The following is a 24,948-nucleotide window of genomic DNA, read 5'->3' on the forward strand; positions in this document are numbered from 1 at the left end:
GACGTCCCCGCGCCGCCCCATGCCAGAAGCGGGCCAGTTTCAAATCCTTATGACGCAAGGGATTTCGGATTCGCCGATGGTCCGTACGGCGCCGAACGGCAGAATCTGCCCGGCATTAACCATACTTCAAGCGCGGAACGGGATTATGGTGAGGCAGCGGGAAGAGTGACTCGCGTGCGCATGCTTTTTGGAGCTGTCGGATGAAGGTTTCAGGCACGGGGGGCGTAGGGGCTACTGGCGCGTCGCGGGCCAAGTCCGCCGGCGGTTCGACCGGCTTCAGCCTGCCTTCGGTGAACGCCGCCAGCGGCGCAGCCAGCACGGCCTCGGTCGGCGGTCTGTCGGGGGTCGGCTCGGTCGACGCCCTTCTGGCCCTGCAGGAAATGGGCGCCGTCGGCGGTCCCCTGGAGCGCCGCAAGCGCGCGGTGCGCCGCGCCGAGCACATCCTGGATCTTTTGGGCGACGTGCGGGTGGCGCTGATCGACGGCGACATCTCGCAGGACACCCTGCACAAGCTATCGCGCGCCATCCGCGAGCAGCGCGAGAACACCGAGGATCCCGGCCTGGAAGGCATCCTCAACGAAATCGAGACGCGCGCGGCCGTCGAGCTGGCCAAGCTTCAGGCCAATAGCTGACATGGCTAGGGCAGGGGACACCGATATGGCCTTCCCTTGCGACGCTTGGCCTTCTCGCGCGTTTTATACCCGTCGTCGCCGCGATCCTGCGCCTTCCGTGCGCTCTGCGCGACCTGAACGCGCCACTCACGCGAGGTTCATTGAACGCGGCTCACCTTTTGCTATAAGCACGCAGCCTTCGAGGGCTGAGTTCATTGGGGCGTGAGGCGTTGATGCAAACGGCCACAGTTCTAGTCGAGAAATCTGATTATCGTCCTTCCGAGGACGAGCCTTTTATGAACGACCGGCAGCTTGAGTATTTCAAGCAAAAGCTGCTGGCTTGGAAGGAAGAGATCCTTCGCGAATCTCGCGAGACGGTCTCCCATCTCCAGAAAGAAACCGAGAACCACGCCGATCTAGCCGATCGTGCGTCCTCGGAAACTGATCGGGCTCTTGAGCTCCGTACCCGCGACCGCCAACGGAAGCTGATCTCCAAGATCGACCAGGCCCTGCGCCGAGTCGAAGACGGCTCTTACGGCTATTGCGAGGAGACGGGCGAGCCCATCGGCCTGGCTCGGTTGGACGCTCGTCCGACCGCGACCATGAGCGTCGAGGCCCAGGAACGCCACGAGCGCCGCGAACGCGTCCACCGCGACGACTAGCGCCGCTTGGCGGGGTTCCTCCGGGAGCCGACTGATGTGTTTTCAAACGGCCCTGAGGGAAACCTCGGGGCCGCTTTTGTTTTCACCACATCGTCTTCGCGGCCCGCCCAGGCCACTCGCGGTCATAGGCCTCGCCGCCGACCTCGCCGGCCGTGACCGCCGCCAGCATGGCGCCGGGTGTCGGCAGGCTGGCCGGGTCGACGTGGCTCTCGGGCTTCCACAGCCCCGACCGGACGATGGCCCGGGCGCACTGGAAGTAGGCCTCCTCGACCGTCACGACGGTCACCGTCCGCGGCGGCTTGCCGTCGACGGCGAAGCTTTCCAGCAGGTCGGGATCGGCGCTCAGAACGGCGCGGCCGTTGACGCGGAACGTGGTGCCTGAGCCCGGGATCAGGAATAGCAGGGCCACACGTGGATCGCGGACGATGTTGCTAAGGCTGTCGATGCGGTTGTTGCCGCGCCGGTCGGGAAGCATCAGCGTCCGGGGATCGGCGATGCGGACGAAGCCGGGCAGGTCGCCGCGCGGGCTGCAGTCCAGGCCCTCGGGACCGACCGTGGCGAGGGCGACGAACGGTGAGGCCTGGATCAGGGCCGCGTAGTGCGGGGTGATGTGGTCGGTGACCTTCACCGTCGAGGCGGCGACCGGCTGGGGCTGGTACAGCGCCTCCAGCGCTTCGAGGGTGGTGATCTGATGCATCGCGTCCTCCCGTGGGCCCGCTTGTAGGACCCTGAGGGCGAGGCGACAACCTCAGGCGGCGGACGCCCGCGCGCAGGCCTCGGCGAGGATGCGGGCCGAGATCGGCTTGTCGACCACGGGGGTCACGCGGCCCTTCAACTGATCGGCGTTGCCGGTGACGTAGACGACCGGGATGCGGCCGAGTTGCCGTTGGATGGCCTCGACCGCCTCGACGCCCGTGCCGCCCACGATGCGGTAGTCGGCGGTGATCAGGTCTGGAGGATTGGCTATGGCGAGGGCCAGCGCATCGCCCGGGCTGTCGGCGATATCGAAACTCGTGAAGCCCTGCTCTGTCAGCAGAGCTTCGACCTCGAACGCGACGAGGATTTCATCCTCGATAATCAACACGTGTCGGGCCTTTTCGTGCTCGGTCATTGCCGCAGCCTTCTTTGCCGTCCTTGTCTGACATTTCAATGTCGGGTCGAGCTTATGCGCCAGTCGCGTTTTCGTGATCGGTGTAATCGCACCGGTTGTATTGCCTGGCTTGGCTGCACAGCGGCGGAAAGCAGGCTATGGAAGGGAAAACCAAGAAACCCAGCAGGAGCGCCTACTTGTCCCTCATCCTCACCGAGAAGCGCGGTCATATCGCCATCCTCACCCTGAACCGGCCGGAGGCGATGAACGCCCTGGGCGCGCCGGGCGATGGCGACCAGGTGGCGGCCGCCTGCGAGGCGATCAACGACGACCAGGAGATCCGCTGCGTGATCCTGACCGGCGCGGGCAAGGCCTTCTCGGCCGGCGGCGACGTCAAGGCGATGAAGGCTCGCGAGGGCGCGTTCGGCGGCAACGGCGTGGCCGTGCGCGACGGCTACCGCAAGAACATCCACCGCATCGTCCGCGCTATCTACGGCTTGGAAGTGCCGGCGATCGCGGCGGTGAACGGGGCGGCGATCGGCCTGGGCTGCGACGTGGCCTGCATGACCGACATCCGCATCGCCGCCGATACGGCCAAGTTCGGCGTCACCTTCCTGAAACTGGGCCTGATCCCCGGCGACGGCGGCGCCTGGCTGATGCCGCGCACCGTGGGCATGAGCCGCGCGGCAGAGCTGCTGTTCACCGGCGACGTCATCGACGCCGCGAAGGCGGCGGAGTGGGGCCTGATCAGCAAGGCCGTCCCGGCCGAGACGCTGATGGACGAGGCCCTGGCCCTGGCGACCCGGATCGCCCAGCAGCCGCCGCACGCCCTGCGCATGGCCAAGAGCCTGCTCAAGCACGGCCAGACCGCCAGCTACGACACCTTGATGGAGATGAGCGCGGCCGCCCAGGCCATCGCCCACCACACCGAGGACCACATGGAAGGCGTCGACGCGATCCTCGAGAAGCGTCAGCCGAAGTTCGAAGGCAAGTAAGCATGGGTAGGGAAGCAAGCGGCGTCTGGGGGCAGCTGTCCGACGGCGACAGCGAGGGTAAGCTGCTGTGGGAGCCGCCGAAGCTGATCTTCCGCGGCGCGGTGCGCGGCATCTATCAGGGCCACGCCCTGCGGAACCTGCGCGTCGAGGGCGATGACCTGGTCCTGAGCGACGGCACCCGCTTCACGCTGGAGCCGGGCCAGGCCGAGAAGTGGCTGTACGCCATCCAAAACCCGCCCTCGCGCCTGGACAAGCTGGGCGTGAAGCCGGGCATGACCGTGGTGGTCGACGGCGTCGAGGACGAGGCGTTCATCGCCGAGCTGGAGACGCGGGTGGAGTTGGGCGAGGCGGAGGAGGGGATCGACATCCTGTTCCTGGCCGCCGAGGACCTGGCCGACTTCGACCGGATCGAGGACTGGGAAGGCGCGCTGGCCCCCAAGGGCGCGATCTGGATCGTCGCCCAGAAGGGCAAGGGCGCGCCGCTGAAGGACGTCGAGATCCTGGAGGCGGTCCGGGGCCAGGGCTTCGTGGACACCAAGGTCTGCGCGTTCTCGCAGACGCATACGGCGCTGCGGTTCGTGAAGCGCAAGGCGCCGAAGGCCGTGGCCAAGCCGACGGCCGACGAGGACGAGGCGTTCGACGACGAGGAATAGATTTAATGCCGCTCATCCCCGCGAAAGCGGGGACCCAAGCGGCGCGCTACAATCGCGGCTGCGGGCTCTAGGCCTTGGCTTGGGTCCCCGCTTTCGCGGGGATGAGCGGGGGATGGTAGGTCTCCAGCAACCGCTTCCGCTCGCTACGGCTCCGATAGAGGAAGTCGTACGGCAGCCCCAGTCGCACGCTGGCCTGACACGGTGGTGAACCGCGCACCGCGATCTTCTCGGCTAGGCCGCCGGCGGCCTTCAGGGCCAGACGATCCACCGTCGTCAGGTCGTACTCCCGTCCCAGCGCCAGCTTCTCCTGCACCACCGCTGGCAGCAGCGACACCGACGCCCGCGCCAGGGCCTTGTGCAGGAACTTCGGCGCATTGGGCGCTGCCTGGCCCGACTGGATGATGTCCAGGAACTCGCCGACGATCGGATGCGGCTCGAACCGCGGAGCCAGCTTGTCCAGCATCGCCATGAAATCCGCTTGCGAGCTCGGCGAATACTTCACGCCGTAGAGCCGGGCGATCGGATGGGCTTCCTCGTAGAACCGGGTCTTCTCGGCCTCGGTCAGCGGTTCGACGAAGCGATCATAGGCGTTGAGGAAGCCGTAGCCTGCCGTGGCGCTGACCCAGTCGAGCAGCTCGACGTCCAGCGCCTTGTAGGCCTCGCCCTTCGGCGTCTCGCCGACCACGCGGGTGTGCATGTTGGTGACGCCCTGGATCACCCGCCGCGCGGCGGCCTGCGGGCCGTAGACCCCGACCATGGCCGCGATGCCGGTGCGCTTGGAGCGCCCGATCGGGTCGGCCTTGTAGGTCGAGTGGTCCCAGACGCCGGAACGGATGCGCGCGTCGGCGAACTCCAGCAGCACGGCCGCGACGCCTCCGACAGCCAGGGCGATCGGGTTCTTGTAGATCCGCCAGTGCATCGAGCCCGGGTCCAGATAGGCGGGCTCGCCGGGCGGGTTGGCGTAGTCGATCTTCCAGCCCAGGTACGAGGACGGTTCGGCCATGTGCGATCTCCTTACTCCTCAAAGTCGGAGTCCGGACTGGCGGTCGCAACCTATCAAATCCGATAGGGAAGCGGAGCCGAAACCCCGCCCTTCGACAGGCTCAGGGTGAGGTTTCTACTAATCGGCCTGCAAGTAGTCCTCACCCTGAGCTTGTCGAAGGGCGAGGGCGGACCACGGATTAAGCCGCTTCCATCGCCTTCGGGGCTTGCGCCTTCACGCCGGTCTTCCGCCCAAACTGCATCACCCCGTCCTCGACCTTGCCCAGCCGCAGGGCGGCCAGGTCCAGGGCGTAGTTCTGGTGCACCTTCCACGGCTTGCGCAGGCCCTGCTTGGGGAACTGGCCGATGGAGCGGGTGACGTAGCCCGACGAGAAGTCGAGCCACGGCGCGACCTCCATCTCGCCGTCGACGCGCGGCACGCAGTAGTCGGTGCGCGTGCGGGTCATGTGGTTCAGCAAGCGGCAGACATACTCGCTGGTGAGGTCCGCCTTCAGGGTCCAGCTGGCGTTGGTGTAGCCGAAGGCCGAGGCCAGGTTCGGCACGTCGCTGAACATCATGCCCTTGTAGCTCATCGACTGGGAGAGATCGGCGACCCTGCCGTCGACCACGATCTCGGCGCCGCTGAGCAGCTGCATCTGCAGGCCCGTGGCGGTGACGACGACATCGGCGTCCAGGGTCTTGCCCGACTTCAGCTGGATGCCGGTTTCGGTGAAGGTCTCGATGTGGTCTGTGACCACCGAGCTCGAGCCGGCCTTGATCGAGTCGAAGAGATCCGCGTCCGGCACCAGGCACAGGCGCTGGTCCCAGGGATTGTAGCGGGGCGTGAAGTGGGTGCCGACGTCGTAGTCGGGCCCCAGGTGCTCGCGCACCATGCCCAGAAGCTGTTCCTTGACCTTCTCGGGCTTTTTCCGCGCCATGTTGAAGAACAGCATCTGGAAGAGGACGTTCTTCCAGCGGGTGATGCCGTAGGCGGTCATGGCCGGCAGCTTGGCGCGCAGCCAGTTGGCCACCCCGTCCTCGGCCGGACGCGAGACCACATAGGTTGGCGAGCGCTGCAGCATGACGACATGCTCGGCGGTCTTGGCCATCTCTGGCACCAGGGTCACGGCGGTGGCGCCGCTGCCGATCACCACGACCTTCTTGCCGGTGTAGTCGAGGTTCTCGGGCCAGTGCTGCGGGTGGACGATCTGACCCTTGAAGCGCTCGATCCCGGCGAAGTCGGGCGTGTAGCCGGCCGAATAGCGGTAGTAGCCCGAGCACATGTAGAGGAAGCCGCAGGTGAATTTGACGACCTGACCGTCGTGCTCGGCCTCGACGGTCCAGGTGGCGGTCTCGGTGGACCAGCTGGCGCGCTTGACCAGGTGCTTGAAGCGGATGTGGCGCTCGACGTCGTGTTCCCGCGCGGTCTCACGGACATAGCTCAGGATCGACGGGCCATCGGCGATGGCCTTGGCGGCCTTCCACGGCTTGAAGCTGTAGCCCAGGGTGTACATGTCGCTGTCGGAGCGGATGCCGGGATAGCGGAACAGGTCCCAGGTGCCGCCGATCGCCTCGCGCCCTTCCAGGATCGCGTAGGTCTTGCCGGGGCAGTGCTTGGTCAGGTGATAGGCCGCGCCGATCCCCGACAGGCCCGCGCCCACGATCAGTACGTCGACATGTTCCATGGCCATTCCCGGTTCGCCCCTCCACGAGCGCGTTCCGCGCTCGATTCCTCTCTAAAGACTCGAGTCTGCCCATGCAGACTCGATGAGCCCGCCGGTTGACCCGACGTGGCGTATGTGAACGTTGTTCATAAACAAACGACCGTTTTGACCGAACGTCAACTGCGGCCTATCGGATCACTTCATGTCCCTACGCGACTTCGGCATCCTGATCCTCGTCTGCCTGGTCTGGGCCAGCAGCAATATCATCTCCAAGCTGGTGGTGGCCCACTGGGGCGTGCCGCCGCTGTACTACGCCGCCGTGCGCTTCGCGGTGGTGGCGGTGCTGACCCTGCCGTGGCTGCTGCCAGCGCCCAAGCCGACCTGGCGCATGGTGCTGGTCGGACTGCTGATGGGCGGCGGCAACTTCGCCCTGCTGTTCATGGGCTTCAAGACCGCCTCGCCGTCGGCGGCCTCGGTGGTGATCCAGGTCGGCGTGCCGTTCACGACCCTGCTGTCGGTGCTGATCCTGGGCGAGCGTATCCGCTGGCGGCGCGGGGTCGGCATCGCCCTGACCCTGGCGGGCGCGGTGGTCGTGATGTGGAGCCCGCATGGGATCGAGCTCTCGGCTGGTCTCTGGCTGATCGTCGCGGCGGCCTTCACCGGTTCCCTCGGGGCGGTGATGATGAAGCAGGTCGAGGGCGTGAAGCCGCTGCAGTTCCAGGCCTGGGTCGGCTTTTCGTCCCTCTGGCCGCTGGCGGCGATGAGCGCCTTCATGGAGCCCGGCCAGGTCGCCGCCGGCTTCCACGCGGGCTGGCCGTTCGCGGCGGCGGTGCTGTTCTCGGCCCTGGTGGTTTCGGTCGTGGCCCATACGGCCTATTACGGGCTGATCCAGCGCTACGAGGCCAACCTGATCGCTCCGCTGACCCTGCTGACGCCGCTGTTCACCATCGGCCTGGGCGTCCTGATCACGCATGATCATTTCGACCTGCGGATGGGGATCGGCGCGGCCCTCGCCTTGCTGGGTGTTCTGATCATCGCGCTTCGGCGGAATCAGGTCATGCCGTTGCTGATGTCGATCCGGAACCGCGCCCAATGAGCCTGTCCTTCATCGAGGCCCCGTCGCCGAACTTCGACGCCCGCAAGGCCGTGCCCGACACCGTGGTGCTGCACTACACGGGCATGGAGACCGGCGAGGCGGCGGTCGAGCGCCTGCGCGATCCCGAGGCCAAGGTCTCGGCGCACTACTGCGTCGAGGAAGACGGCCGCATCTTCCGCCTGGTGGCCGAGGAGCGCCGCGCCTGGCACGCTGGCGCCGCCTTCTGGAAGGGCGTCAAGGACATCAACTCGGCCTCGATCGGCATCGAGATCGTCAATCCCGGCCACGAGTTCGGCTATCGCGCGTTCCCGGACGCCCAGATCGCCTCGGTGATCAACCTGCTGGCCGACGTGCGTTCGCGCTGGATGATCCCCGACAGCCGCATTCTCGGTCACTCCGATATCGCCCCGGCCCGCAAGATCGATCCGGGCGAGCTCTTTCCCTGGAAGCGCCTGGCCGAAAGTGGCCATGGCCTGTGGATCGAGCCCGCGCCGTCGCCCGGCGCGCCGCTCGGCCAGGGCGAGGAGGGAACCGGCGTCTTCGCTTTGCAGGCCGGCCTGACCCGCCTGGGCTTCGACTGCGCCCCGACCGGCAAGTACGACGAGTGGACCACCACCGTGGTCGGCGCTTTCCAGCGCCACTGGCTGCAGAGCCGCTTCGACGGCATCGCCGACGGCGAGACCCGGGCCCGATTGGTGGGCCTGCTGCGCGCGGCGGCCGAGTAATGCATCCGGCGCCAGCCTTCCGTGTCGAGGATCGCGCGGTCCTGCTCGACTTCCTGCGAGACCATCCGTTCGTGACCATCGCCGCGAGCGTCGGCGGCCGGCCGTTCGTGGCCCAGTCGCCGGTGGTGATCCGCGACCTGGACGGCGAGGTCGCCCTCGACTTCCACCTGTCGCGGGGCAACCTGCTGACGCCGCACCTGACGCAAGGCTTCCGGGCGGTGGTGCTGGCCACGGGCCTGGACGCCTACATCAGTCCCGACTGGTATGAGAGCGCCGACCAGGTGCCGACTTGGAATTACCAGTCGCTCGAGGCCGAAGGCTCGGTCGCGCCGCTGAACGAGGCGGAACTTGTTGCCCTGCTGGATGACTTGTCGGCCCAAGAGGAAGCGCGGCTGCTGCCGAAGAAGCCCTGGACCCGCGACAAGATGAAGGCCGGCAAGTTCGAGAGCATGCTGCGCGGCATCCAAGGCGGTCGGCTGTTCGTCGAGCGTCTGGAGGGCACGTTCAAGCTCTCGCAGAACAAGGCGGACGCGGATCGGCTGGGCGCGGCGAAGGGGCTGGGTGAGCATCCGATCGCTGGGCTGATGCTGGACCTCCCCTAAATCCGATCTCCCCGGCGAATGCCGGGGTCCAGATCGAACCCACGAGCGTCCCCGATCTTGGCGAGGCGGCTGGCGCGAGCATCCCAACCTCTCCGGATGAATCTGGGCCCCGGCATTCGCCGGGGAGGTCGGATGGTGTTGACGTTTCAACCCGAAAGTTGACGCTTTCAACAGCGGGTTGTTGACGTTTCAACTGCACCCCGTCAAACACCGTCCCGGACCAGATGGTCGGGCGGTCGCGTCGTCTTCGGACGCCGAGGAAAGTCCGGGCTCCACGGTGACAAGGCGGTGGGTAACACCCACCGGGAGCGATCCCAGGGATAGCGCCACAGAAAGCAAACCTCCTCCCTACGGGGCGGGAAGGGTGAAAGGGTGGGGTAAGAGCCCACCGCGGACCTGGCGACAGGGACGGCATGGCAAGCCCCGCCTGGAGCAAGACCGAATAGGGACCCCGCGCCGGCCTCGCGTCGGATAGGCCGTCACTGGCTGAGAGGGTCCGGGTAGGTCGCGAGAGCCGTCCAGCAATGGCCGGCCTAGAGGAATGATCGTCGCCGTTCCCTCGGGAGCGGAACAGAACCCGGCTTACAGACTGTCTGGTCCATTTTCAGCGGAGGGGTGCGCTCCCTCCGTCTCGCTGCGTATCCGCAGCGATCCACCTCCCCGCAAGCGGGGCAGGAAGAAGCCCCATCCCTCCTCACCCGTGAAGCGGGGGAGGTGGCGCGGCGCCGACAGGCGACGTGACGGAGGGGGCGCTCGATTTCCACACCGAATGGGACGAACTGACACGCCGCACGGCGTTCACTTAACGAGTTCTGCGTATGTTCTGTGGATTAACTATCCAGCCCAGTGAAGAAGGGGTGCGACACCTTTGAAAACTCGAAGAAACGGGTTCGGTGTCATTGTATCCCAATTCATCCCATGTTAACCCAATTTGTGTCGGGGCGACTGGGTGTTCGCCGTCCGACGTGGGTTTGGGCGGGGTTCGGCTTCAGTGTTTCTCTCGACCTTCGAGAAACAGCTCGACAGCAAGCGGCGCATCGTTGTGCCGCAGGAGTTCCGCGCGGCCGTCTCCGGCATGTTCGACGGCATCTTCTGCTTCCCCTCCATCGAGGCCGACTGCCTGGAAGCGGGCGGAAAGGCCTTGTTTGACCGCTATTTGGGCGTGATCGAGGAGATGCCGTTCGGCGATCCGACGCGCTCGGCGCTGGAAACCAGCGTCCTCGGCGGCATGGCCAAGCTGTCGTTTGATACAGCTGGTCGCATTACGCTCCCCGATCACCTGTGCGAAATGTGCGGTCTCACGGATTGGGTAGCCGTCGTCGGTATGGGTGAGCGTTTTCAGATCTGGTCTCGCGAGGCCTTCCAGGCCCATCGCGCGCAACAGCGCGATCTGGCTCGGGAAGGTCTGGCCGCCCTGCGCGCCCAGCAGCGCGTCGCCAAGTTCGGGGGCGCGTCGTGAGCGAAGCGCCGCACATCTCGGTCCTGCTGGATGAAGTGGTCGAGGCCCTGGGCGCGGCCCCGGGCGAGACGATCATCGACGGCACCTTCGGAGCGGGCGGCTATACCCGCGCCATCCTGGCCACCGGCGCGAGCGTCGTGGGCTTCGATCGCGATCCCACCGCTCTGCGCTTCACCGAAGGCCTGTCGACGGATCGTTTTCGGCTGATCCAGGACCGCTTCTCGCAGATGGCCGAGCATTTCGCGCCGCAGTCGGTCGACGGCGTGGTGCTGGATATCGGCGTGTCGTCCATGCAGCTGGACGAGGCCGAGCGCGGTTTCTCGTTCATGCGCGACGGTCCGCTGGACATGCGGATGAGCGACACCGGCCCGACCGCCGCTGACCTCGTCAACGAGCTGGACCACACCGAGCTGGCTCGCATCCTCTATGTCTACGGCGAGGAGCACGCCTCGCGCCGCATCGCCAGCTTCCTGGTGCGCCGCCGCGAAGAGCGCAAGTTCGAGCGCACCCTGGACCTGGCCCATGTCATCGAGCGCGCCCTGGGTGGCCGCAAGGGCGCCAAGGTCCACCCCGCCACGCGTTCGTTCCAGGGGCTGCGTATCGCGGTCAATGATGAGCTGGGCGAGCTGGAGGCCGGCCTCGCCGCCGCCGAGCGGATCCTGAAGCCGGGTGGTCGTCTGGCGGTGGTCACCTTCCACTCGCTGGAAGACCGCATCGTCAAGAACTACCTGGCCGAACGGGCGGGGCGCACGCCGGGCGGCTCGCGCCACCTGCCGCAGGCGCCGACCGGCGCGCCGGCCAGTTTCCAGCTGATCGCCAACAAGGCCATCGCCCCCAGCGAGGCCGAGCTGGCCGTCAATCCACGCGCGCGCTCGTCGAAGCTGCGCGCCGCCGTGCGCACCGAAGCTCCCATCTGGGAGGCGCAGGCATGACCGCCGTCGGCCTGTTCAATCGTCGCGTCCGGGGCTTCCGCATCGTCGAGGTCCTCGGGCTCTGCACCCTGCTGGCCCTGGTCACGGGCGTCTATCTGGCCAAGACCTTCGCCGGTCGCGAGCGCCAGGAGATCAGCCGCATCGAGCAGGAGATCGTGGACGAAGGCGTGCGCAAGCGTCTGCTCGAAGCCGAGGTCGCCCACCTGGAGCAGCCGCGCCGCATCGAGCAGCTGGCGCAGATGATGCAGCTGAAGCCGATCGCGCCCGACCACGAGATCACCGAGGACGCCCTGATCGACGTCGCGCGCCGCCGCGAACTGCCGCGCGCCCCGATCTCGGCCGCGCCGGTGTCGCCCGAAGATCTGGCCGCTGACGGTCCCGAGGCCCTGCCGGCCGACGCCTCCGTTCCGCCGCCCGCCGCGCAGCCGCCGCAGCCGCAAGCTCCGGGGGCGCCGCGATGAGCCTCTCGAACCTTGGTCCAAACGGTTTCCAGCCCGCCGTCTGGCGCTGGCTGATCGAGCGCGTCTGGCGCCTGGAGCACGCCTTCGAACGCTCGCGCGCCGCCGCCAAGCCCGAAGACGACACCCGCATCCGCATCTTCATGGTGATGGCGTTCTTCTCGCTCTGCTTCGTCGGCGTGGGGCTGGGCGCCGGCTGGGCCGCGCTGTTCTCGCGCGCCGGACAGGGCAACGGCTACGCCGCTGGCGTCGAGGGCGCGCGGGGTGACCTGGTCGACCGCAACGGCAAGCTGCTGGCCGTCGATCTGGCCCACTACGCCCTCTACGTCGATCCGCGCGAAATCTGGGACTCCAAGGAGACCCGCCGGTCGCTGGGCAAGGCCCTGCCGCAAGTACCGGCCAAGCGCCTGGACAAGGCGATCTTCGGCGATCACCGCGCCTTCGTGCTGGGCGGCCTGACGCCCGACGAGAAGGACGCGATCTTCAACCTGGGCCTGCCCGGCGTCTCGTTCGAGGAGCAGGAGCGCCGGATGTATCCGCTGGGCGCCACGGCCGCGCACCTGATCGGCTTCGTCGACAGCGGCGGCAAGGGCCTGGCCGGCGCCGAGCGCGCCCTGGACGATCCGATCCGCAAGGCGGCGGGCGGCGAGGGCGGTGGTCCGACCCAGCTCTCCATCGACGTGCGCGTGCAGGCGGCCCTGGAGGACGAACTGCGCAAGGCCGCCCTAGAATTCACGCCCAAGGGCGCCGTGGGCCTGGTGACCAATGTCCACACCGGCGAGATCCTGGGTCTGGCCAGCTATCCAGACTACGACGCCAACAAGGCGGGTGAAGCCACCGACGAGCAGCGCCTGAACCGCGCCGCCGCCTCGGTCTACGAGATGGGCTCGACCTTCAAGGCCTTCACTGTGGCGATCGGCCTGGATACGGGCGTCGCCACTCCGGCCTCGACCTTCGACGCCCGCACGCCGTTCAAGCTGGGCTACCGCACGATCCACGACTACCACGCGGCCAAGGCGATCCTGACCCTGGTCGAGGTTTTCAAGCACTCGTCGAACATCGGCACGGCCATGCTGGCCGAGCGGGTCGGCGGCGAGCGCCTCAGCCAGTATTTCACCAATCTGGGCCTTACCAAGCCGGCCAAGGTCGAGCTGCCGGAATCGGCGCGCCCCCTGACTCCGCGCAAGTGGGACCAGGACGCCGTGGCTTCGACCTCGTTCGGCCATGGCATGAACGTCAGCCCGCTGGCCCTGGCCCAGGCCATGAACGCCATCGTCAATGGCGGCGAGATGCGGCCTTTGACGATCCGCAAGCTGCCGGCCGGCGTCCGCCCCGACGGCAAGCGCGTTCTGTCCGAGGAGACCTCGCGGCAGATGCTGAAGATCATGCGGGCCAACGTCATTCCGGGCGAAGGCGGCAGCGGCGGCAAGGCCGACGTCGCCGGCCTGTCGGTCGGCGGCAAGACCGGCACCGGCGAGAAGTACGACCCGGCGATCCGGGGCTACAACCACCAGCGCCAGGTCTCGTCGTTCGCCGCGACCTTCCCGACGGACGGGCCGCTGGAAGCCGATCGCTACTTCGTCCTGATCCTGATGGACGAGCCGCATGGCAACGCCAAGTCGTTCGGCTTCTCGACCGGCGGCTGGGTCGCCGCGCCGGCGGCCGGCAAGGTGATCGAGCGCATCGCGCCCTTCCTGGGCGTGCAACGGAAGACCGAGCTGGTGACCATCGCCCAGCCGAAAGCGGCCGCTCCGGAGGCGGGACTATGACCAGGCATCTGTCGGAACTGTTCAACCGTCCCTTCGCCAACGACCCGGTGATCGCCGGCGTCACCGCCGACAGCCGCAAGGTCACGGCCGGCTGGCTGTTCGCCGCCCTGCCGGGGACCAAGGTCGACGGTCGCGACTTCGCGCCGGGCGCGGTCCGCCAGGGCGCCGCCGCTATCCTGGCCCCTGAGGGCGGGCTGGAAGGCCTGGGCGTTCCGGTCGTCCGTTCGGAAGACGCTCGCCGCGCGTACGCCCTGGCGTCGGCCGCCTTCTGGGGCAAGCAGCCGGCCATGTGCGTGGCCGTCACCGGCACCAACGGCAAGACCTCGGTCGCCGGCTTCTGCCGCCAGATCTTCGCCGCGCTGGGTCACAAGGCCGCCAGCATGGGCACCCTGGGTGTCGTCGTCTCGGAAGCGGGCAAGCCCGACCAGCAGCTGACCCCGCCTGGCCTGACCACGCCGGACGCAGGCGACGTCGCCGAGATGGTCGCGCGCCTGGCCGACATGGGCGTTACCCACCTGGCCCTGGAGGCCAGTTCGCACGGCGTCGACCAGCGTCGCGTCGATGGCGTCAAGTTGCACGCCGCCGGCTTCACCAACTTCACCCAGGATCACCTCGACTATCACGGCTCGATGGAAGAATACCGGGCCGCCAAGCTGCGCCTGTTCGACACGCTGACCCCCGGCGGGGCGATGGCCGTGTTGAACGCCGACAGCGAGGCCTTCCCCAACTTCGCCGCCGCCGCCGTGACCTCAGGCCAGAGCGTGTTCTCGGTCGGTGAGGACGGTCAGGGCCTGCGCCTGATCTCGCGCCTGCCGACCCCCGAAGGCCAGACCCTGGTGGTCGAGGCCAATGAGGCGACCTTCACCATCAAGCTGCCGCTGGCGGGCGCCTTCCAGGCCTCGAACGTGCTGGTGGCCGCCGGCCTCTGCGTCGCGGCGGGCGAAGACGTCGCCCGCGTGCTGAAGGCCCTGGAGGGCCTGGAAGGCGCGGCCGGTCGCCTGCAGCGCGTCGGTCGCGGCGCCAACGGCGGCGAGGCCTATGTCGACTATGCCCATACGCCGGACGGCCTGGAGACGGTGCTGGAAGCCCTGCGCCCGCACACGCGCGGCAAGCTGATCGCCGTGTTTGGCGCCGGCGGTGACCGCGACCGCACCAAGCGTCCGCTGATGGGCGCGATCGGCGCGCGCCTGGCCGACATCGCCATCGTCACCGACGACAATCCGCGCTCGGAAGACCCGGCCTCGATCCGCGCCGCCATCCTGGAAGCCGCCCCCGGCGCGCGCGAGATCGGCGACCGCCGCGCGGCTATCCGGGCCGCCGTGGACCTGATGGTCGAGGGCGACGTCCTGGTCATTGCCGGCAAAGGCCACGAGCAGGGCCAGATTGTCGCCGGCGTCGTCCATCCGTTCGACGACGTGGCCGAGACCCTGGAAGCGCTGGAGGGCGTCGATGCCTGAAGCACTCCAAGAGGGCGCGCTCTGGACCGCTGAAGAGATCGCGCAAGCTGTCGGCGGCAAGGTCGCCGGCGACTTCGCCGTGTTCGGCGTCTCGATCGACACCAGGTCGGTGGAAGGCGGCGACCTCTTCGTGCCGCTGGTCGGCGCGCGCGACGGTCACGACTTCGTCGCCCAGGCCGTGGCCAACGGCGCGGCCGGCGTCCTGGCCGCCAAGGCCGTCGATGCTCCGGCCGTGATGGTCGAGGACACCTTCAAGGCGCTGGAAGCCCTGGGCGTCGCCGCCCGCGAGCGCGCGCCTCAGTGCAAGCGCGGCGCGGTGACCGGTTCGGTCGGCAAGACCAGCGTCACCCGCGCCGTCGAGGCGGGCTTGCGCCTGGCGGGTAAGGCCCACGCCTCGGTGAAGAGCTACAACAACCACATCGGCGTGCCCCTGACCCTGGCCCGGATGCCGCGCGACACCGAGCGCGCCGTGTTCGAGATCGGCATGAACCACGCCGACGAGATCACCCCGCTCAGCCGGTTCGTCCGCCCGCACGCCGTGGCCATCACCACGGTCGGTCCGGTCCACCTGGAGAACTTCGCCGACGGCGAAGTGGGCGTCGCCCGCGCCAAGGCCGAGATCTTCGACGGCCTGGAGCCCGGCGGCGTCGCTGTACTAAACGCCGACAATCCCTGGTTCGAGCGGCTGCGCGCCGAGGCCGCCAAGGCCGGCGCCCTGGTCTGGAGCTTCGGCGAGGCCGCCGGCGCGACCGCGCGCCTGACCGGTTTCAAGGTGGACGGCGAGGGCGCGACCGTCTCGGTCGAACTGCGCGGCGAGGCGATCAGCTTCCCGATCCGCCAGACCGGCGTCCACTGGGGCCCCAACAGCCTGTGCGTCCTGCTGATGCTGGAAGCGCTGGACGTGCCGCGCGAAACCGCGCTGGCGGCCCTGGCGTCCTTCGCCCCGATCGAGGGGCGCGGGGCCGAGAAGACCGTGCGGATCGAGGGCGGCGCCTTCACCCTGGTCGACGAGAGCTACAACGCCAATCCGGTCTCGATGCAGGCCGCTCTGAAGACCCTGGGCGCGCGCAAGGTCGCCGGTCGCCGGGTCGCCGTGCTGACCGACATGCTCGAATTGGGCGAGGGCAGCAGCCGCTTTCACGCCGAGCTTGCAGGCCCGATCGAGGCTGCAAACGTTGACGTGGTTTTTCTCGCAGGCGTCCACATGAAATCGCTGTGGGAGGCGCTTCCGCCGACTCGGCGCGGCGGCTACGCGGAAGTTACTGAAAAGTTAACAGCGGCGCTGACGGGGGCTATCCGGCCTGGCGACGTGGTGATGGTGAAAGGGTCGAACGGCTCCAGAGCCGGCGTGCTCGCCGGCGCTCTGGCCGCGCTCGATCTTGGGGAACAGGGCTGATGCTGTACTTCCTGTACGAATGGCTGGCGCGCTCGCAAGAGCATGTCCCGGCGCTGAACCTCCTGAAATACCTGACCTTCCGGTCGGGCATGGCGATGCTGACCGCCTATATCGTCGCCGTGGCGATGGGCTCGCGCTTCATCCGCTGGATGAAGGCCAAGCAGGGCAAGGGCCAGCCGATCCGCACCGACGGCATCGCCCGCCACGTCACCGAGAAAGCCGGCACGCCCACCATGGGCGGCTTCATGATCCTGGCCGGCCTGTTCGCCGGCGCCCTGCTGTGGGCCGACCTGCGCAACATCCACGTCTGGGTCGTGCTGCTGGTCACCGGCAGCTACGGCATCCTCGGCTTCATGGACGACTACGCCAAGGTCACCAAGCAGACCACGGCGGGCCTCTCCAGCGGTCAGAAGCTGATCGCACAGTTCATCGTCGCCATCGCCGCCACCGTGATCCTGGTGCTGTTCGCGCCCAAGTCGCCGATGACGCCCGGCATGGAGACCAGCCTGGTCTTCCCGATCTTCAAGGCGCTGGTGATCAATCTGGGCTGGTTCTACGTGGCCTTCGCGGCGGTCACGATCGCCGGCTTCTCGAACGCCGTGAACCTGACCGACGGCCTGGACGGCCTGGCCATCGTGCCGGTGATGTTCGCCGCCTCGACCTTCGGCCTGATCGCCTACCTGGTGGGCAACTACAAGTTCGCCGACTATCTGAACCTGCACTTCGCGCCGGGTGTCGGCGAGCTGGCGGTGCTGTGCGGCGCGATCATCGGCGGGGGCCTGGGCTTCCTCTGGTACAACGCCCCGCCGGCCAAGATCTTCATGGGCGACACCGGTTCGCTGGCCCTGGGCGGCGCGCTGGGCGCGATCGCCGTCTGCGCCAAGCATGAGCTGGTCCTGGGTATCGTCGGCGGCCTGTTCGTGGCCGAGGCGCTGAGCGTCATGATCCAGGTCGCCTACTTCAAGAAGACCGGCAAGCGGGTCTTCCTGATGGCGCCGATCCACCACCATTTCGAGAAGCTGGGCTGGGCTGAATCCACCGTCGTGATCCGCTTCTGGATCGTGTCGATGATCCTGTCCTTCGTCGGCCTCGCCACCCTGAAGTTGCGCTAGGAGCCCTGAGAGCATGATCCCCGTCCGCGGATTCGAGGACAAGACCGTCGCGGTGTTCGGCCTGGGCCGCACCGGGCTGACGGCCGCGCGCGCCTTGATCGCGGGGGGCGCGAAGGTCGCCCTGTGGGACGAGAAGCCGGAGAGCCGCGAGGCCGCCGCGGCCGAAGGTTTCCCCGTCGTCGACCTTCAGGCCGCCGACTGGAGCCAGTTCGCCGCCCTGATGCTGTCGCCTGGCGTACCCCTGACCCATCCCAAGCCCCACTGGACCGTCGAGAAGGCCAAGGCCGCGGGCGTCGAGATCCTGGGCGACGTCGAGCTTTTCGCCCGCACGGTCAACGCTGCTCCGGTCCACAAGCGCCCGAAGATCATCGCCGTCACCGGCACCAACGGGAAGTCGACCACGACGGCCCTGATCGGCCACCTCTGCGCCTCGGCCGGCCGCGACACGCGGGTCGGCGGCAATATCGGCCTGGGCGTACTGGGCCTAGAAGACATGCACGGCGGCGCGGTCTACGTGCTGGAGCTGTCGTCCTACCAGCTGGACCTGACCTCCAGCCTGAAGCCTGACGCGGTCGTGTTGCTGAACATCTCGCCCGACCACCTGGATCGCCACGGCGGCATGGACGGCTACATCGCCGCCAAGCGCCGGATCTTCCTGAACCAGGGCAAGGGCGACACGGCGATCATCGGCGTCGACGACGCCTGGTGCCAGCAGATCTGCACCGAGATCACCGCCGCCAACCGCCGGACCATCTGGCCGATCAGCGCCGGCAAGGCCATGGGCCGGGGCGTCTACGCTCTGCAGGGCGTGCTCTATGACGCGACCGGCGAGCGGGTCGTGGAAGTCGCCGACATCATGCGCGCCCGCAGCCTGCCGGGCCGCCACAACTGGCAGAACGCCGCGGCCGCCTACGCCGCCGCGCGGGCCATCGGCATCTCGACCAGCGACGCCGTCGACGGCCTGATGACCTTCCCGGGGCTGGCGCACCGGATGGAAACGGTCGGCAAGCTCGGCAAGGTCCGCTTCGTCAACGACAGCAAGGCCACCAACGCCGACGCCGCCCGCCAGGCGATGTCATCCTATCCGAAGTTCTATTGGATCGCCGGTGGCGTCGCCAAGGCCGGCGGCATCGAGGACCTGAAGGACCTCTTCCCGCGCATCGCCAAGGCTTATCTGATTGGCGAGGCGGCCCAGCCCTTCTCCTGGACCCTGGCCGGCAAGGCCGAGTGCGTGCTCAGCGGGTCGCTGGAGAAGGCCGTGCAGCAGGCCTATGCCGACGCGGCCGCCAGCGGCGAGGAGGCGATTGTCCTGCTTTCGCCGGCGTGCGCGTCGTTCGACCAGTTCAGCGATTTCGAGGCCCGGGGCGAGGCGTTCCGCGCGGCGGTGAATGGACTGACGGTGGGCAAGGCCGCGGTGGCCTAGCCTCCGGCAGATCCCGCCTGACGCTTCTGTCAGGGGTGTTCGCAATATCCGCCGCCATCATTCTCGTATTGGGCACGCGTCCGCTGAACCTAGCTTGAGCTTCGGCGTTCAAACCGCTGTGCGCCACCAAGGGGGCCGGCGCGTCGTCGGCGGAGCGAGCATGTCTGAAGTGAAAGTCGAGAGCCAAGGCGCCCGCGTCAGCACGGGCGTGCCCGGCCTCGATGACATCCTGGGCGGCGGCCTGACGCGCGATCGCATCTATCTGGTCGAGGGCACGCCCGGTTCGGGCAAGACCACGCTGGCGCTGCAGTTCCTGCTCAAGGGGCGCGAACTGGGTGAAACCGGACTCTACATCACCCTGTCGGAAACCGAACCAGAGCTGAAGGCCGCCGCCGCTAGCCACGGTTGGTCGCTGGACGGCATCGACCTGTTCGAACTGGTCAGCGAGGAAGGCCTGGATCCGGATAGCGAGCAGTCGGTGCTGCATCCATCGGACGTCGAACTGGGCGAGACCACGCGCGGGGTGATGCGGCAGGTCGAGGAAACAAAGCCGCTTCGCGTCGTGTTCGACAGCCTGTCGGAGATGCGGCTGCTGGCCCAGAACCCGCTGCGTCACCGTCGCCAGATCCTGGCGCTGAAGCATTTCTTCGCGACCCGCAAATGCACGGTCCTGCTGCTCGATGACCAGACGGCCGAAGACGGCGACTTGCAGCTGCATAGCATCGCCCACGGCGTGATCAGCCTTCGGCGGATGACCCAGGAGTATGGCGCGCAGCGCCGTCAACTGGAGGTGGTCAAGATGCGGGGCATCAAGTTCCGTGGCGGCTTCCACGACTTCTCGCTCGACACCGGCGGCATACAGGTCTTCGAGCGTTTGGTGGCGGCCCATCATCCGGCGACCTTTGCCCAGGAGATGGTGTCCACCGGCGCGCCGGGCATCGACGCATTGATGGGCGGCGGGTTGACCCGCGGCACCAACACCCTGATCAGCGGCCCCTCGGGCGTGGGCAAGACCACCACCTCGGTGCGTTGCGCCTTGACCGCCCTCGAGCGTGGCGAGACGGTCGCCTACTATCTGTTCGACGAAGGCCTCACGACCTTGCTGACGCGCTCGAAAGCGCTCGGCATGGACCTGACGCCCCATATCGACAGCGACCGGCTGTTCGTCCGAGCCATCGACCCTGCCGAGCTGTCGCCAGGCGAGTTCGCGTTTCACGTCCGCGACGCGGTAGAGCGCTTGGGCGCGCGGACGGTCGTGATCGACAGCCTCAACGCTTACCTCCAGGCCATGCCCGGCCAGAAATTCCTCCTGCTGCAGATGCACGAACTGCTGACCTATCTGAACCAGCAGGGTGTCGTGACCCTGCTGATCCTGGGGCAGCACGGCTTTATCGGCGAGGTCCGCAGCGACATCGACCTCAGCTATCTCAGCGACGGCATCCTGCTGTTCCGCTTCTTCGAGGCCGCCGGCTCGGTGCTGACGGCGATCTCGGCGGTCAAGAGCCGCACGGCGGCGCACGAGAAGACCATTCGCGAGATCCGCCTGACCGAGCACGGTATCGAGGTGGGCCAGGCGTTGACCGACTTCCAGGGCGTGATGTCCGGCTTGCCGTCCTACCAGGGCAAGATCGACATGCTGGGCGAGGAGAACAATCGGCCGGCGGATGCCTAAGCCGATCCTCATCCTGGCGCCGCGAGGGCGCGACGCGGCGGTCATCGCCGAAACCCTGGGCCATGTCGGCCACGCCTCGCAGATCTGCGGGGACCTCGGCGCATTGACCCAGGCGCTGGGTGACGAGGCCGGCGCGGCGATTCTGACGGAAGAGGCTCTGGCCCAAGGCGCGACCGACGCTCTGACCGATTGGCTGGCCCATCAGCCGACCTGGTCGGACTTCCCCTTCATCGTGTTGGTCACCAAGCAGCCCGGCAAGCGGACCCAGGCCGACGCCGAACGCCTGCAGGCGATCGGCAACATCGTGCTGCTGGAGCGGCCGATCAACGCCGAGACGCTGATCAGCGCGGCGCACTCGGCGATCCGCGCACGTCATCGCCAGTACCTGGCCCGCGACCACCTGCTCGCCCAGACCAAGGCGGAAGAGCAGCTGCGCTTCGCCCTGGAGGCCGGCAAGCTCGGCGCCTGGGACCTGGATCTCGACAGTGGGGCCCTGACCACCTCGACGGCGACACGTACACACTTCGGTCGCCACCCCGATCAGCCTCTGACGCTGGCCGGCATCGAGGCCGCCGTCCATCCTGAGGATGTGACCTTGCGCACGACCGCGCTGGACGCCTCGATCGCCCGCGCCGAGGACTACGACGTCGAGTACCGGATCTTCTGGCCGGACGGCTCGCTGCACTGGGTGCAGGTGCGTGGCCGGCTCAACCGGATTCAGCCCGGCCAGCCGCGGCGGATGTCGGGGATCAGCCTCGACATCACCGGACGCAAGACCGCCGAGGCGGAGTTGCGCCTGCTCAATGAGACACTGGAGCAGCGCATCGCGGACAGTGTCCGGGAGCTTCAGCGCGCCAACGAACGCCTGCTGGCCGAGATCAGCGAGCGCGAGCAGGCCCAGGCTGCCCTGGTCCAGGCCCAGAAGATGGACGCCATCGGCCAGCTGACCGGTGGCATCGCCCACGACTTCAACAACCTGCTGACCGCCATCGTCGGCAATATCGACATGATCGAGCGCCGCAGCGACGACGAGCGGGTCAAGCGCATGGCCGCCAACGCCCGCGAAGGAGTCGAGCGCGCGACCAAGCTGACTGCGCAGTTGCTGGCCTTCTCGCGCAGCCAGCAATTGGACCTGCAACCCGTTGAGGTTGACGCGCTGATCGCCGGTATGGACGATCTGCTGACCCGCACCTTGGGTCACACGGTCGAGGTCCGAACCGCGCTCGACGCCGGCGTGGCGCGCGCCAAGGCTGACGCGAACCAGCTCGAACTGGCGGTGCTCAACCTGGCGATCAACGCCCGCGACGCCATGGGCGATGGCGGCACGGTGACCATCTCCAGCCGGATCTCCGACGAATGGCATGAGGGGCTTCAGCCTAGCGACCATGTCGTGATCGCGGTTAGTGACACCGGCCACGGCATTCCAGAGGCGCTGTTGCAGAAGGTGTTTGATCCCTTCTTCACGACCAAGAGCGTGGGGAAGGGGACGGGGCTGGGCCTCAGTCAGGTCTATGGCATCGCCACCCAGTCGGGCGGCACGGTGCGGATCGACAGCACCGTCGGCGTCGGTACGACGATCGAGATCTGGCTGCCGATTACCGACGCCGGCGATCGCATCCGACCCAGCGACATACCGCCGAACGAGACTCCGCTCAGCGAGGGCGAGCGCGTCCTGGTGATCGACGACGACGCCAGCGTTCGCAGGTTCCTGGTCCAGTGTCTGCGTTCGCTGGGCTACCGCGTCACCGAGGCGTCGGGCGGGCAAGAAGGGCTTGCGCGTCTGGTCGAGGACAGGCCCGACCTCATGGTCGTCGACTTCGCCATGCCGGGCATGGACGGCGCCCAGGTCGCTAAGCGGGCGCGGCAGGTCATTCCGGCTCTCGGGATGCTGCTGATCACGGGCTATGCCGACGCTGGCGCGATCCGAGAATTGGTCAATTCCGAAGCGGTGCTTCGTAAGCCCTTCAAAGTCAGCGACCTCGCGGTCGCCGTTCGGAAGGCTTTGGGCGAGCGGGCAGCGGTCGTCGGCTAGGCGCGCGGCGCCTCACCCCAGCGCCATGAACGCATCCACCTTGTCCAGCGCCGCCAGCGGCGAGCGGATCGAGCACCTCAGCCCGTCTGACCGGTAGTCCATCGCCACCGCGCCGCCCAGCTCGCTGGGCAGGGCCGTTTCGACGATGCGGGAGCCGAAGCCGCGGCGCTCGGGTGGGCGCACGGAGGGGCCGCCGCGTTCGGCCCATTCGATGAGCAACTGGTCGTCGGGATCGATGCTCCAGCGGACGTCGATATGGCCCTCCGGCGCCGACAGCGCGCCGTACTTCAGCGCGTTGATCGCCAGCTCGTGGAAGGCCAGCGCCATGACGACGGCGGGCTTGGGCGAGACCTTCAGGTCGGGGCCCATGATGCTCAGCTGCCGGGGGCTGGAACTGTAGGGCGCGACCGAGCCGTCGACGATCTGGCGCAGGCTGGCCGCCGACCAGTTCTGGTCGGTCAGCACGTTGTGGGTGGCGGCGATGGCCATCAGTCGGCCTTCGAGAGCGTCGCGGACCGAAGGCTCGACGCCGGCGTTGCGCAGCGACTGCTTGGCGATCGACTGGACAGTGGCCAGGGTGTTCTTGACCCGGTGGTTCAGCTCGTTGACCAGCAGCTGGCGATGGCTTTCGGCCAGGCGTTCTCCGGTCACGTCGCGCGAGGTGGCCAGCACGCGGATGACGCGACCGTTCTCCTGGATCGGCGAGACGGTGGTGTCCCACCAGCGCAGCGATCCCTTGGCCGTCGGGCACGAGGCGCGGAAGGCCACGGCGTTGCCGGCCAGGGCGGCGCGCAGGGCCTGCTCGACCATGTCGCGGCTTTCGGGCGGCCACATGTCGGGCCAATAGCGCTGCCGGTTGCGGCCGTCGAAATCGTCGATCTCGAGCAGGGTCTTGCCCTGGGTGTTCATGTACTCGAGGAAGCCCTCGGCGCTGATGACGCGGATACAGTCCTGGCTGGCCTCGACCACGCTGAGGAAATAGGCGCCCGCGCCTTCCAGAACAGCCTTGTCAGAGCCTTCGTCCGCCACCATACGCCCCTGCCCACGCCGCATGTTCACCGGGCCGCGAGCCGAATACAAGCGCGACCGTGCGGCAATGCGAGGAACGGCAGTCGGGCTGCGTGTGTTCGAACCGCGAAGGAGATCGAAACCATGTCCCTGCTCGTCCCGTCTCAGCTGGTCTGTGTCGCCTGCGGGGCGGGCAATCGCCTGCCGCGGGACCGCGATCCGCTCTCGGCCAAGTGCGGGCAGTGCAAGGCGACGCTGTTCACCGGCGCGCCGACGGCGGTGACGGGCGCGGATCTCGCGCGGCATCGTCGCCTGACCAAGGGCGTGGCCCTGCTGCTGGACGTCTGGGCGCCGTGGTGCGGTCCATGCCGGACCATGGCTCCGAACTTCGAGGCGGCCGCGCGGCAACTGGAGCCCGCCGTCCGCCTGCTGAAGCTCGATTCCGAAGCCGAGCAGGCCGCCGCCGGCGCCTTGAGCGTCAGCAGCATCCCGACCCTGATCCTGTTCAAGGACGGCGCGCCGATCGCTAGTCAGGCCGGGGCGATGAGCACGGCGCAGATCGTCGGGTGGACGCGCCAGTCGCTCGACTAGGGAGCCGCTGGGCTAGGCCTCGTTCGGCGTGGAGTCGTCGGGCGTGGGGCGCTTGGCGGCGGCTTTCTCGGCGGCCTTGGCCGCCTTCTGGCGCTCGCGCTCCTTGCGCTCGAAATCGTAGTTGGGTTTGCGGGCCAAGGGTCTAGGCCCGCGCCTTGCGCGCCGCGTAGCGGGCGTCGCGCTTGGCCTTGGCGTCGGCCGCGGAGAGCGCCTTGCGCTCCTTGCGTTCGCCGCGCTTGGCGGTCAGGGCCTCGGCGTCCAGAGCGGACTGGGCCTCGATCTTCGCGGTCTCAGCGTCGGCGGCGGCCTGCTTGATGGCGGCCTTGGCGGCGGTGCGCGCGGTGCGGACCTCGGTCAGCGCCTGGGCGCGCATCGTGGCGCGCTGGGCGAACAGCGGGTCAATGCTCGCGGCCTTCGGCTTGAACTTGGCCAGCAGGGCGGCCTTGGCGTCGGCGGCCGTCTTCTGGCGCTGCGAATGGCCGATGTCTTGAGATGGGTTCATGATCGCTTTCGTATCCGGTCGCGGGAGCGCGAGCCGGCGGGAAGAGCGGCGAACGCCC

The 24,948-nt window shown here is 67.9% G+C and carries 25 protein-coding genes, 1 other RNA gene and 2 pseudogenes; 20 read left to right on the forward strand and 8 right to left on the reverse strand.

Going from position 1 to position 24,948, the window contains the following annotated elements; translation table 11 throughout:
• Positions 1 to 200 precede the first annotated feature (200 nt).
• Positions 201 to 632 carry a flagellar assembly regulator FliX gene (gene fliX, locus AC07NN_RS20190; RefSeq protein ID WP_494645121.1) on the forward strand — a complete coding sequence of 144 codons (432 nt, stop codon included), beginning with the start codon at positions 201 to 203 and terminating at the stop codon, positions 630 to 632.
• A 212-nt stretch (positions 633 to 844) separates the two neighbouring features.
• Positions 845 to 1,273 carry an RNA polymerase-binding protein DksA gene (gene dksA / locus AC07NN_RS20195; protein ID WP_494645124.1) on the forward strand — a complete coding sequence of 143 codons (429 nt, stop codon included), beginning with the start codon at positions 845 to 847 and terminating at the stop codon, positions 1,271 to 1,273.
• Positions 1,274 to 1,355: 82 nt separating this feature from the next.
• Here dksA and AC07NN_RS20200 read toward each other — a convergent pair whose 3' ends face one another.
• Positions 1,356 to 1,970, reverse strand: coding sequence for a pyridoxamine 5'-phosphate oxidase family protein (locus AC07NN_RS20200; protein WP_494645127.1), 615 nt, complete (start codon positions 1,968 to 1,970; stop codon positions 1,356 to 1,358).
• A 51-nt stretch (positions 1,971 to 2,021) separates the two neighbouring features.
• Positions 2,022 to 2,384, reverse strand: coding sequence for a response regulator (locus AC07NN_RS20205; protein WP_494645129.1), 363 nt, complete (start codon positions 2,382 to 2,384; stop codon positions 2,022 to 2,024).
• Positions 2,385 to 2,560: 176 nt separating this feature from the next.
• Here AC07NN_RS20205 and AC07NN_RS20210 point away from each other — a divergent pair, with 176 nt between their 5' ends.
• Positions 2,561 to 3,358 carry a crotonase/enoyl-CoA hydratase family protein gene (locus AC07NN_RS20210; RefSeq protein WP_494645131.1) on the forward strand — a complete coding sequence of 266 codons (798 nt, stop codon included), beginning with the start codon at positions 2,561 to 2,563 and terminating at the stop codon, positions 3,356 to 3,358.
• A 2-nt stretch (positions 3,359 to 3,360) separates the two neighbouring features.
• Positions 3,361 to 4,011 (forward strand): DUF3052 domain-containing protein, encoded by a 651-nt coding sequence (locus tag AC07NN_RS20215; RefSeq protein ID WP_494645133.1) that lies wholly within the window; start codon positions 3,361 to 3,363, stop codon positions 4,009 to 4,011.
• 67 nt (positions 4,012 to 4,078) lie between these two features.
• Here AC07NN_RS20215 and AC07NN_RS20220 read toward each other — a convergent pair whose 3' ends face one another.
• The 3 genes and pseudogenes from AC07NN_RS20220 to AC07NN_RS20230 form a co-directional block, all read right to left on the reverse strand.
• Complete coding sequence (locus tag AC07NN_RS20220; protein ID WP_494645135.1) at positions 4,079 to 5,014, reverse strand: oxygenase MpaB family protein; 936 nt, start codon at positions 5,012 to 5,014, stop codon at positions 4,079 to 4,081.
• 78 nt (positions 5,015 to 5,092) lie between these two features.
• Positions 5,093 to 5,179 (reverse strand): annotated as a pseudogene (locus tag AC07NN_RS20225) (hypothetical protein); the annotation flags it as partial.
• Positions 5,180 to 5,192: 13 nt separating this feature from the next.
• Positions 5,193 to 6,683: a flavin-containing monooxygenase gene (locus tag AC07NN_RS20230; RefSeq protein WP_494645137.1), complete on the reverse strand. Its 1,491-nt coding sequence runs from the start codon at positions 6,681 to 6,683 to the stop codon at positions 5,193 to 5,195.
• A 175-nt stretch (positions 6,684 to 6,858) separates the two neighbouring features.
• On the opposite strand from AC07NN_RS20230, the gene AC07NN_RS20235 reads away from it, so the two are divergent.
• From AC07NN_RS20235 to AC07NN_RS20305, 15 genes and pseudogenes are all read left to right on the forward strand, one after another.
• Positions 6,859 to 7,752, forward strand: a complete 894-nt coding sequence (locus tag AC07NN_RS20235; protein ID WP_494645138.1) for a DMT family transporter — start codon at positions 6,859 to 6,861, stop codon at positions 7,750 to 7,752.
• Positions 7,749 to 8,477, forward strand: a complete 729-nt coding sequence (locus AC07NN_RS20240) for an N-acetylmuramoyl-L-alanine amidase (RefSeq protein ID WP_494645140.1) — start codon at positions 7,749 to 7,751, stop codon at positions 8,475 to 8,477. Before AC07NN_RS20235 ends, AC07NN_RS20240 begins: the two co-directional genes overlap by 4 nt.
• Positions 8,477 to 9,079 (forward strand): FMN-binding negative transcriptional regulator, encoded by a 603-nt coding sequence (locus tag AC07NN_RS20245; protein ID WP_494645142.1) that lies wholly within the window; start codon positions 8,477 to 8,479, stop codon positions 9,077 to 9,079. The genes AC07NN_RS20240 and AC07NN_RS20245 overlap by 1 nt, the downstream gene beginning before the upstream one ends.
• A 220-nt stretch (positions 9,080 to 9,299) precedes the next feature.
• An RNA gene (gene rnpB, locus AC07NN_RS20250) (RNase P RNA component class A) lies at positions 9,300 to 9,680 on the forward strand.
• A gap of 18 nt (positions 9,681 to 9,698) precedes the next feature.
• Positions 9,699 to 9,820, forward strand: a pseudogene (locus AC07NN_RS20255) (hypothetical protein); the annotation flags it as partial.
• Between the two features lie 250 nt (positions 9,821 to 10,070).
• Complete coding sequence (locus AC07NN_RS20260; RefSeq protein ID WP_494645144.1) at positions 10,071 to 10,538, forward strand: division/cell wall cluster transcriptional repressor MraZ; 468 nt, start codon at positions 10,071 to 10,073, stop codon at positions 10,536 to 10,538.
• Positions 10,535 to 11,470 (forward strand): 16S rRNA (cytosine(1402)-N(4))-methyltransferase RsmH, encoded by a 936-nt coding sequence (gene rsmH, locus AC07NN_RS20265; RefSeq protein WP_494645146.1) that lies wholly within the window; start codon positions 10,535 to 10,537, stop codon positions 11,468 to 11,470. The genes AC07NN_RS20260 and rsmH overlap by 4 nt, the downstream gene beginning before the upstream one ends.
• Complete coding sequence (ftsL, locus tag AC07NN_RS20270; RefSeq protein ID WP_494645148.1) at positions 11,467 to 11,931, forward strand: cell division protein FtsL; 465 nt, start codon at positions 11,467 to 11,469, stop codon at positions 11,929 to 11,931. Before rsmH ends, ftsL begins: the two co-directional genes overlap by 4 nt.
• Complete coding sequence (locus AC07NN_RS20275; protein WP_494645150.1) at positions 11,928 to 13,697, forward strand: peptidoglycan D,D-transpeptidase FtsI family protein; 1,770 nt, start codon at positions 11,928 to 11,930, stop codon at positions 13,695 to 13,697. Before ftsL ends, AC07NN_RS20275 begins: the two co-directional genes overlap by 4 nt.
• Positions 13,694 to 15,154, forward strand: coding sequence for a UDP-N-acetylmuramoyl-L-alanyl-D-glutamate--2,6-diaminopimelate ligase (locus AC07NN_RS20280; RefSeq protein WP_494645153.1), 1,461 nt, complete (start codon positions 13,694 to 13,696; stop codon positions 15,152 to 15,154). Before AC07NN_RS20275 ends, AC07NN_RS20280 begins: the two co-directional genes overlap by 4 nt.
• Positions 15,147 to 16,550: a UDP-N-acetylmuramoyl-tripeptide--D-alanyl-D-alanine ligase gene (locus AC07NN_RS20285; protein WP_494645155.1), complete on the forward strand. Its 1,404-nt coding sequence runs from the start codon at positions 15,147 to 15,149 to the stop codon at positions 16,548 to 16,550. Before AC07NN_RS20280 ends, AC07NN_RS20285 begins: the two co-directional genes overlap by 8 nt.
• Positions 16,550 to 17,662: a phospho-N-acetylmuramoyl-pentapeptide-transferase gene (gene mraY / locus AC07NN_RS20290; protein ID WP_494645157.1), complete on the forward strand. Its 1,113-nt coding sequence runs from the start codon at positions 16,550 to 16,552 to the stop codon at positions 17,660 to 17,662. Before AC07NN_RS20285 ends, mraY begins: the two co-directional genes overlap by 1 nt.
• Before the next feature lie 13 nt (positions 17,663 to 17,675).
• Positions 17,676 to 19,085 carry a UDP-N-acetylmuramoyl-L-alanine--D-glutamate ligase gene (murD, locus tag AC07NN_RS20295; RefSeq protein WP_494645159.1) on the forward strand — a complete coding sequence of 470 codons (1,410 nt, stop codon included), beginning with the start codon at positions 17,676 to 17,678 and terminating at the stop codon, positions 19,083 to 19,085.
• Positions 19,086 to 19,245: 160 nt separating this feature from the next.
• On the forward strand, positions 19,246 to 20,757 hold the full coding sequence (locus AC07NN_RS20300) for an ATPase domain-containing protein (protein WP_494645161.1): 1,512 nt from the start codon (positions 19,246 to 19,248) through the stop codon (positions 20,755 to 20,757).
• Positions 20,750 to 22,789 carry a hybrid sensor histidine kinase/response regulator gene (locus AC07NN_RS20305; RefSeq protein ID WP_494645163.1) on the forward strand — a complete coding sequence of 680 codons (2,040 nt, stop codon included), beginning with the start codon at positions 20,750 to 20,752 and terminating at the stop codon, positions 22,787 to 22,789. The genes AC07NN_RS20300 and AC07NN_RS20305 overlap by 8 nt, the downstream gene beginning before the upstream one ends.
• A gap of 12 nt (positions 22,790 to 22,801) precedes the next feature.
• On the opposite strand, the gene AC07NN_RS20310 is transcribed toward AC07NN_RS20305, so the two are convergent.
• Positions 22,802 to 23,818, reverse strand: a complete 1,017-nt coding sequence (locus AC07NN_RS20310; RefSeq protein ID WP_494645913.1) for a sensor histidine kinase — start codon at positions 23,816 to 23,818, stop codon at positions 22,802 to 22,804.
• 123 nt (positions 23,819 to 23,941) lie between these two features.
• Between AC07NN_RS20310 and AC07NN_RS20315 the strand changes: the two genes are divergently transcribed.
• Positions 23,942 to 24,388 carry a thioredoxin domain-containing protein gene (locus AC07NN_RS20315; protein WP_494645166.1) on the forward strand — a complete coding sequence of 149 codons (447 nt, stop codon included), beginning with the start codon at positions 23,942 to 23,944 and terminating at the stop codon, positions 24,386 to 24,388.
• A 12-nt stretch (positions 24,389 to 24,400) separates the two neighbouring features.
• On the opposite strand, the gene AC07NN_RS20320 is transcribed toward AC07NN_RS20315, so the two are convergent.
• On the reverse strand, positions 24,401 to 24,526 hold the full coding sequence (locus AC07NN_RS20320; RefSeq protein ID WP_494645169.1) for a hypothetical protein: 126 nt from the start codon (positions 24,524 to 24,526) through the stop codon (positions 24,401 to 24,403).
• Positions 24,527 to 24,530: 4 nt separating this feature from the next.
• Positions 24,531 to 24,890 carry a DUF6481 family protein gene (locus AC07NN_RS20325; RefSeq protein ID WP_494645173.1) on the reverse strand — a complete coding sequence of 120 codons (360 nt, stop codon included), beginning with the start codon at positions 24,888 to 24,890 and terminating at the stop codon, positions 24,531 to 24,533.
• Between the last annotated feature and the right edge of the window lie 58 nt (positions 24,891 to 24,948).

The sequence above is a fragment of the Caulobacter sp. GW821-FHT09H08 genome (assembly GCF_059415885.1).

Bases quoted from the DNA above. Each gene is read 5' to 3' on its own strand.
- fliX (WP_494645121.1), top strand. From the start codon at position 201: ATGAAGGTTTCAGGCACGGGGGGCGTAGGGGCTACTGGCGCGTCGCGG.
- dksA (WP_494645124.1), top strand. From the start codon at position 845: ATGCAAACGGCCACAGTTCTAGTCGAGAAATCTGATTATCGTCCTTCC.
- AC07NN_RS20200 (WP_494645127.1), bottom strand. From the start codon at position 1,970: ATGCATCAGATCACCACCCTCGAAGCGCTGGAGGCGCTGTACCAGCCC.
- AC07NN_RS20205 (WP_494645129.1), bottom strand. From the start codon at position 2,384: ATGACCGAGCACGAAAAGGCCCGACACGTGTTGATTATCGAGGATGAA.
- AC07NN_RS20215 (WP_494645133.1), top strand. From the start codon at position 3,361: ATGGGTAGGGAAGCAAGCGGCGTCTGGGGGCAGCTGTCCGACGGCGAC.
- AC07NN_RS20220 (WP_494645135.1), bottom strand. From the start codon at position 5,014: ATGGCCGAACCGTCCTCGTACCTGGGCTGGAAGATCGACTACGCCAAC.
- AC07NN_RS20230 (WP_494645137.1), bottom strand. From the start codon at position 6,683: ATGGCCATGGAACATGTCGACGTACTGATCGTGGGCGCGGGCCTGTCG.
- AC07NN_RS20235 (WP_494645138.1), top strand. From the start codon at position 6,859: ATGTCCCTACGCGACTTCGGCATCCTGATCCTCGTCTGCCTGGTCTGG.
- AC07NN_RS20240 (WP_494645140.1), top strand. From the start codon at position 7,749: ATGAGCCTGTCCTTCATCGAGGCCCCGTCGCCGAACTTCGACGCCCGC.
- AC07NN_RS20245 (WP_494645142.1), top strand. From the start codon at position 8,477: ATGCATCCGGCGCCAGCCTTCCGTGTCGAGGATCGCGCGGTCCTGCTC.
- ftsL (WP_494645148.1), top strand. From the start codon at position 11,467: ATGACCGCCGTCGGCCTGTTCAATCGTCGCGTCCGGGGCTTCCGCATC.
- AC07NN_RS20275 (WP_494645150.1), top strand. From the start codon at position 11,928: ATGAGCCTCTCGAACCTTGGTCCAAACGGTTTCCAGCCCGCCGTCTGG.
- AC07NN_RS20280 (WP_494645153.1), top strand. From the start codon at position 13,694: ATGACCAGGCATCTGTCGGAACTGTTCAACCGTCCCTTCGCCAACGAC.
- AC07NN_RS20285 (WP_494645155.1), top strand. From the start codon at position 15,147: ATGCCTGAAGCACTCCAAGAGGGCGCGCTCTGGACCGCTGAAGAGATC.
- mraY (WP_494645157.1), top strand. From the start codon at position 16,550: ATGCTGTACTTCCTGTACGAATGGCTGGCGCGCTCGCAAGAGCATGTC.
- murD (WP_494645159.1), top strand. From the start codon at position 17,676: ATGATCCCCGTCCGCGGATTCGAGGACAAGACCGTCGCGGTGTTCGGC.
- AC07NN_RS20300 (WP_494645161.1), top strand. From the start codon at position 19,246: ATGTCTGAAGTGAAAGTCGAGAGCCAAGGCGCCCGCGTCAGCACGGGC.
- AC07NN_RS20305 (WP_494645163.1), top strand. From the start codon at position 20,750: ATGCCTAAGCCGATCCTCATCCTGGCGCCGCGAGGGCGCGACGCGGCG.
- AC07NN_RS20315 (WP_494645166.1), top strand. From the start codon at position 23,942: ATGTCCCTGCTCGTCCCGTCTCAGCTGGTCTGTGTCGCCTGCGGGGCG.
- AC07NN_RS20325 (WP_494645173.1), bottom strand. From the start codon at position 24,890: ATGAACCCATCTCAAGACATCGGCCATTCGCAGCGCCAGAAGACGGCC.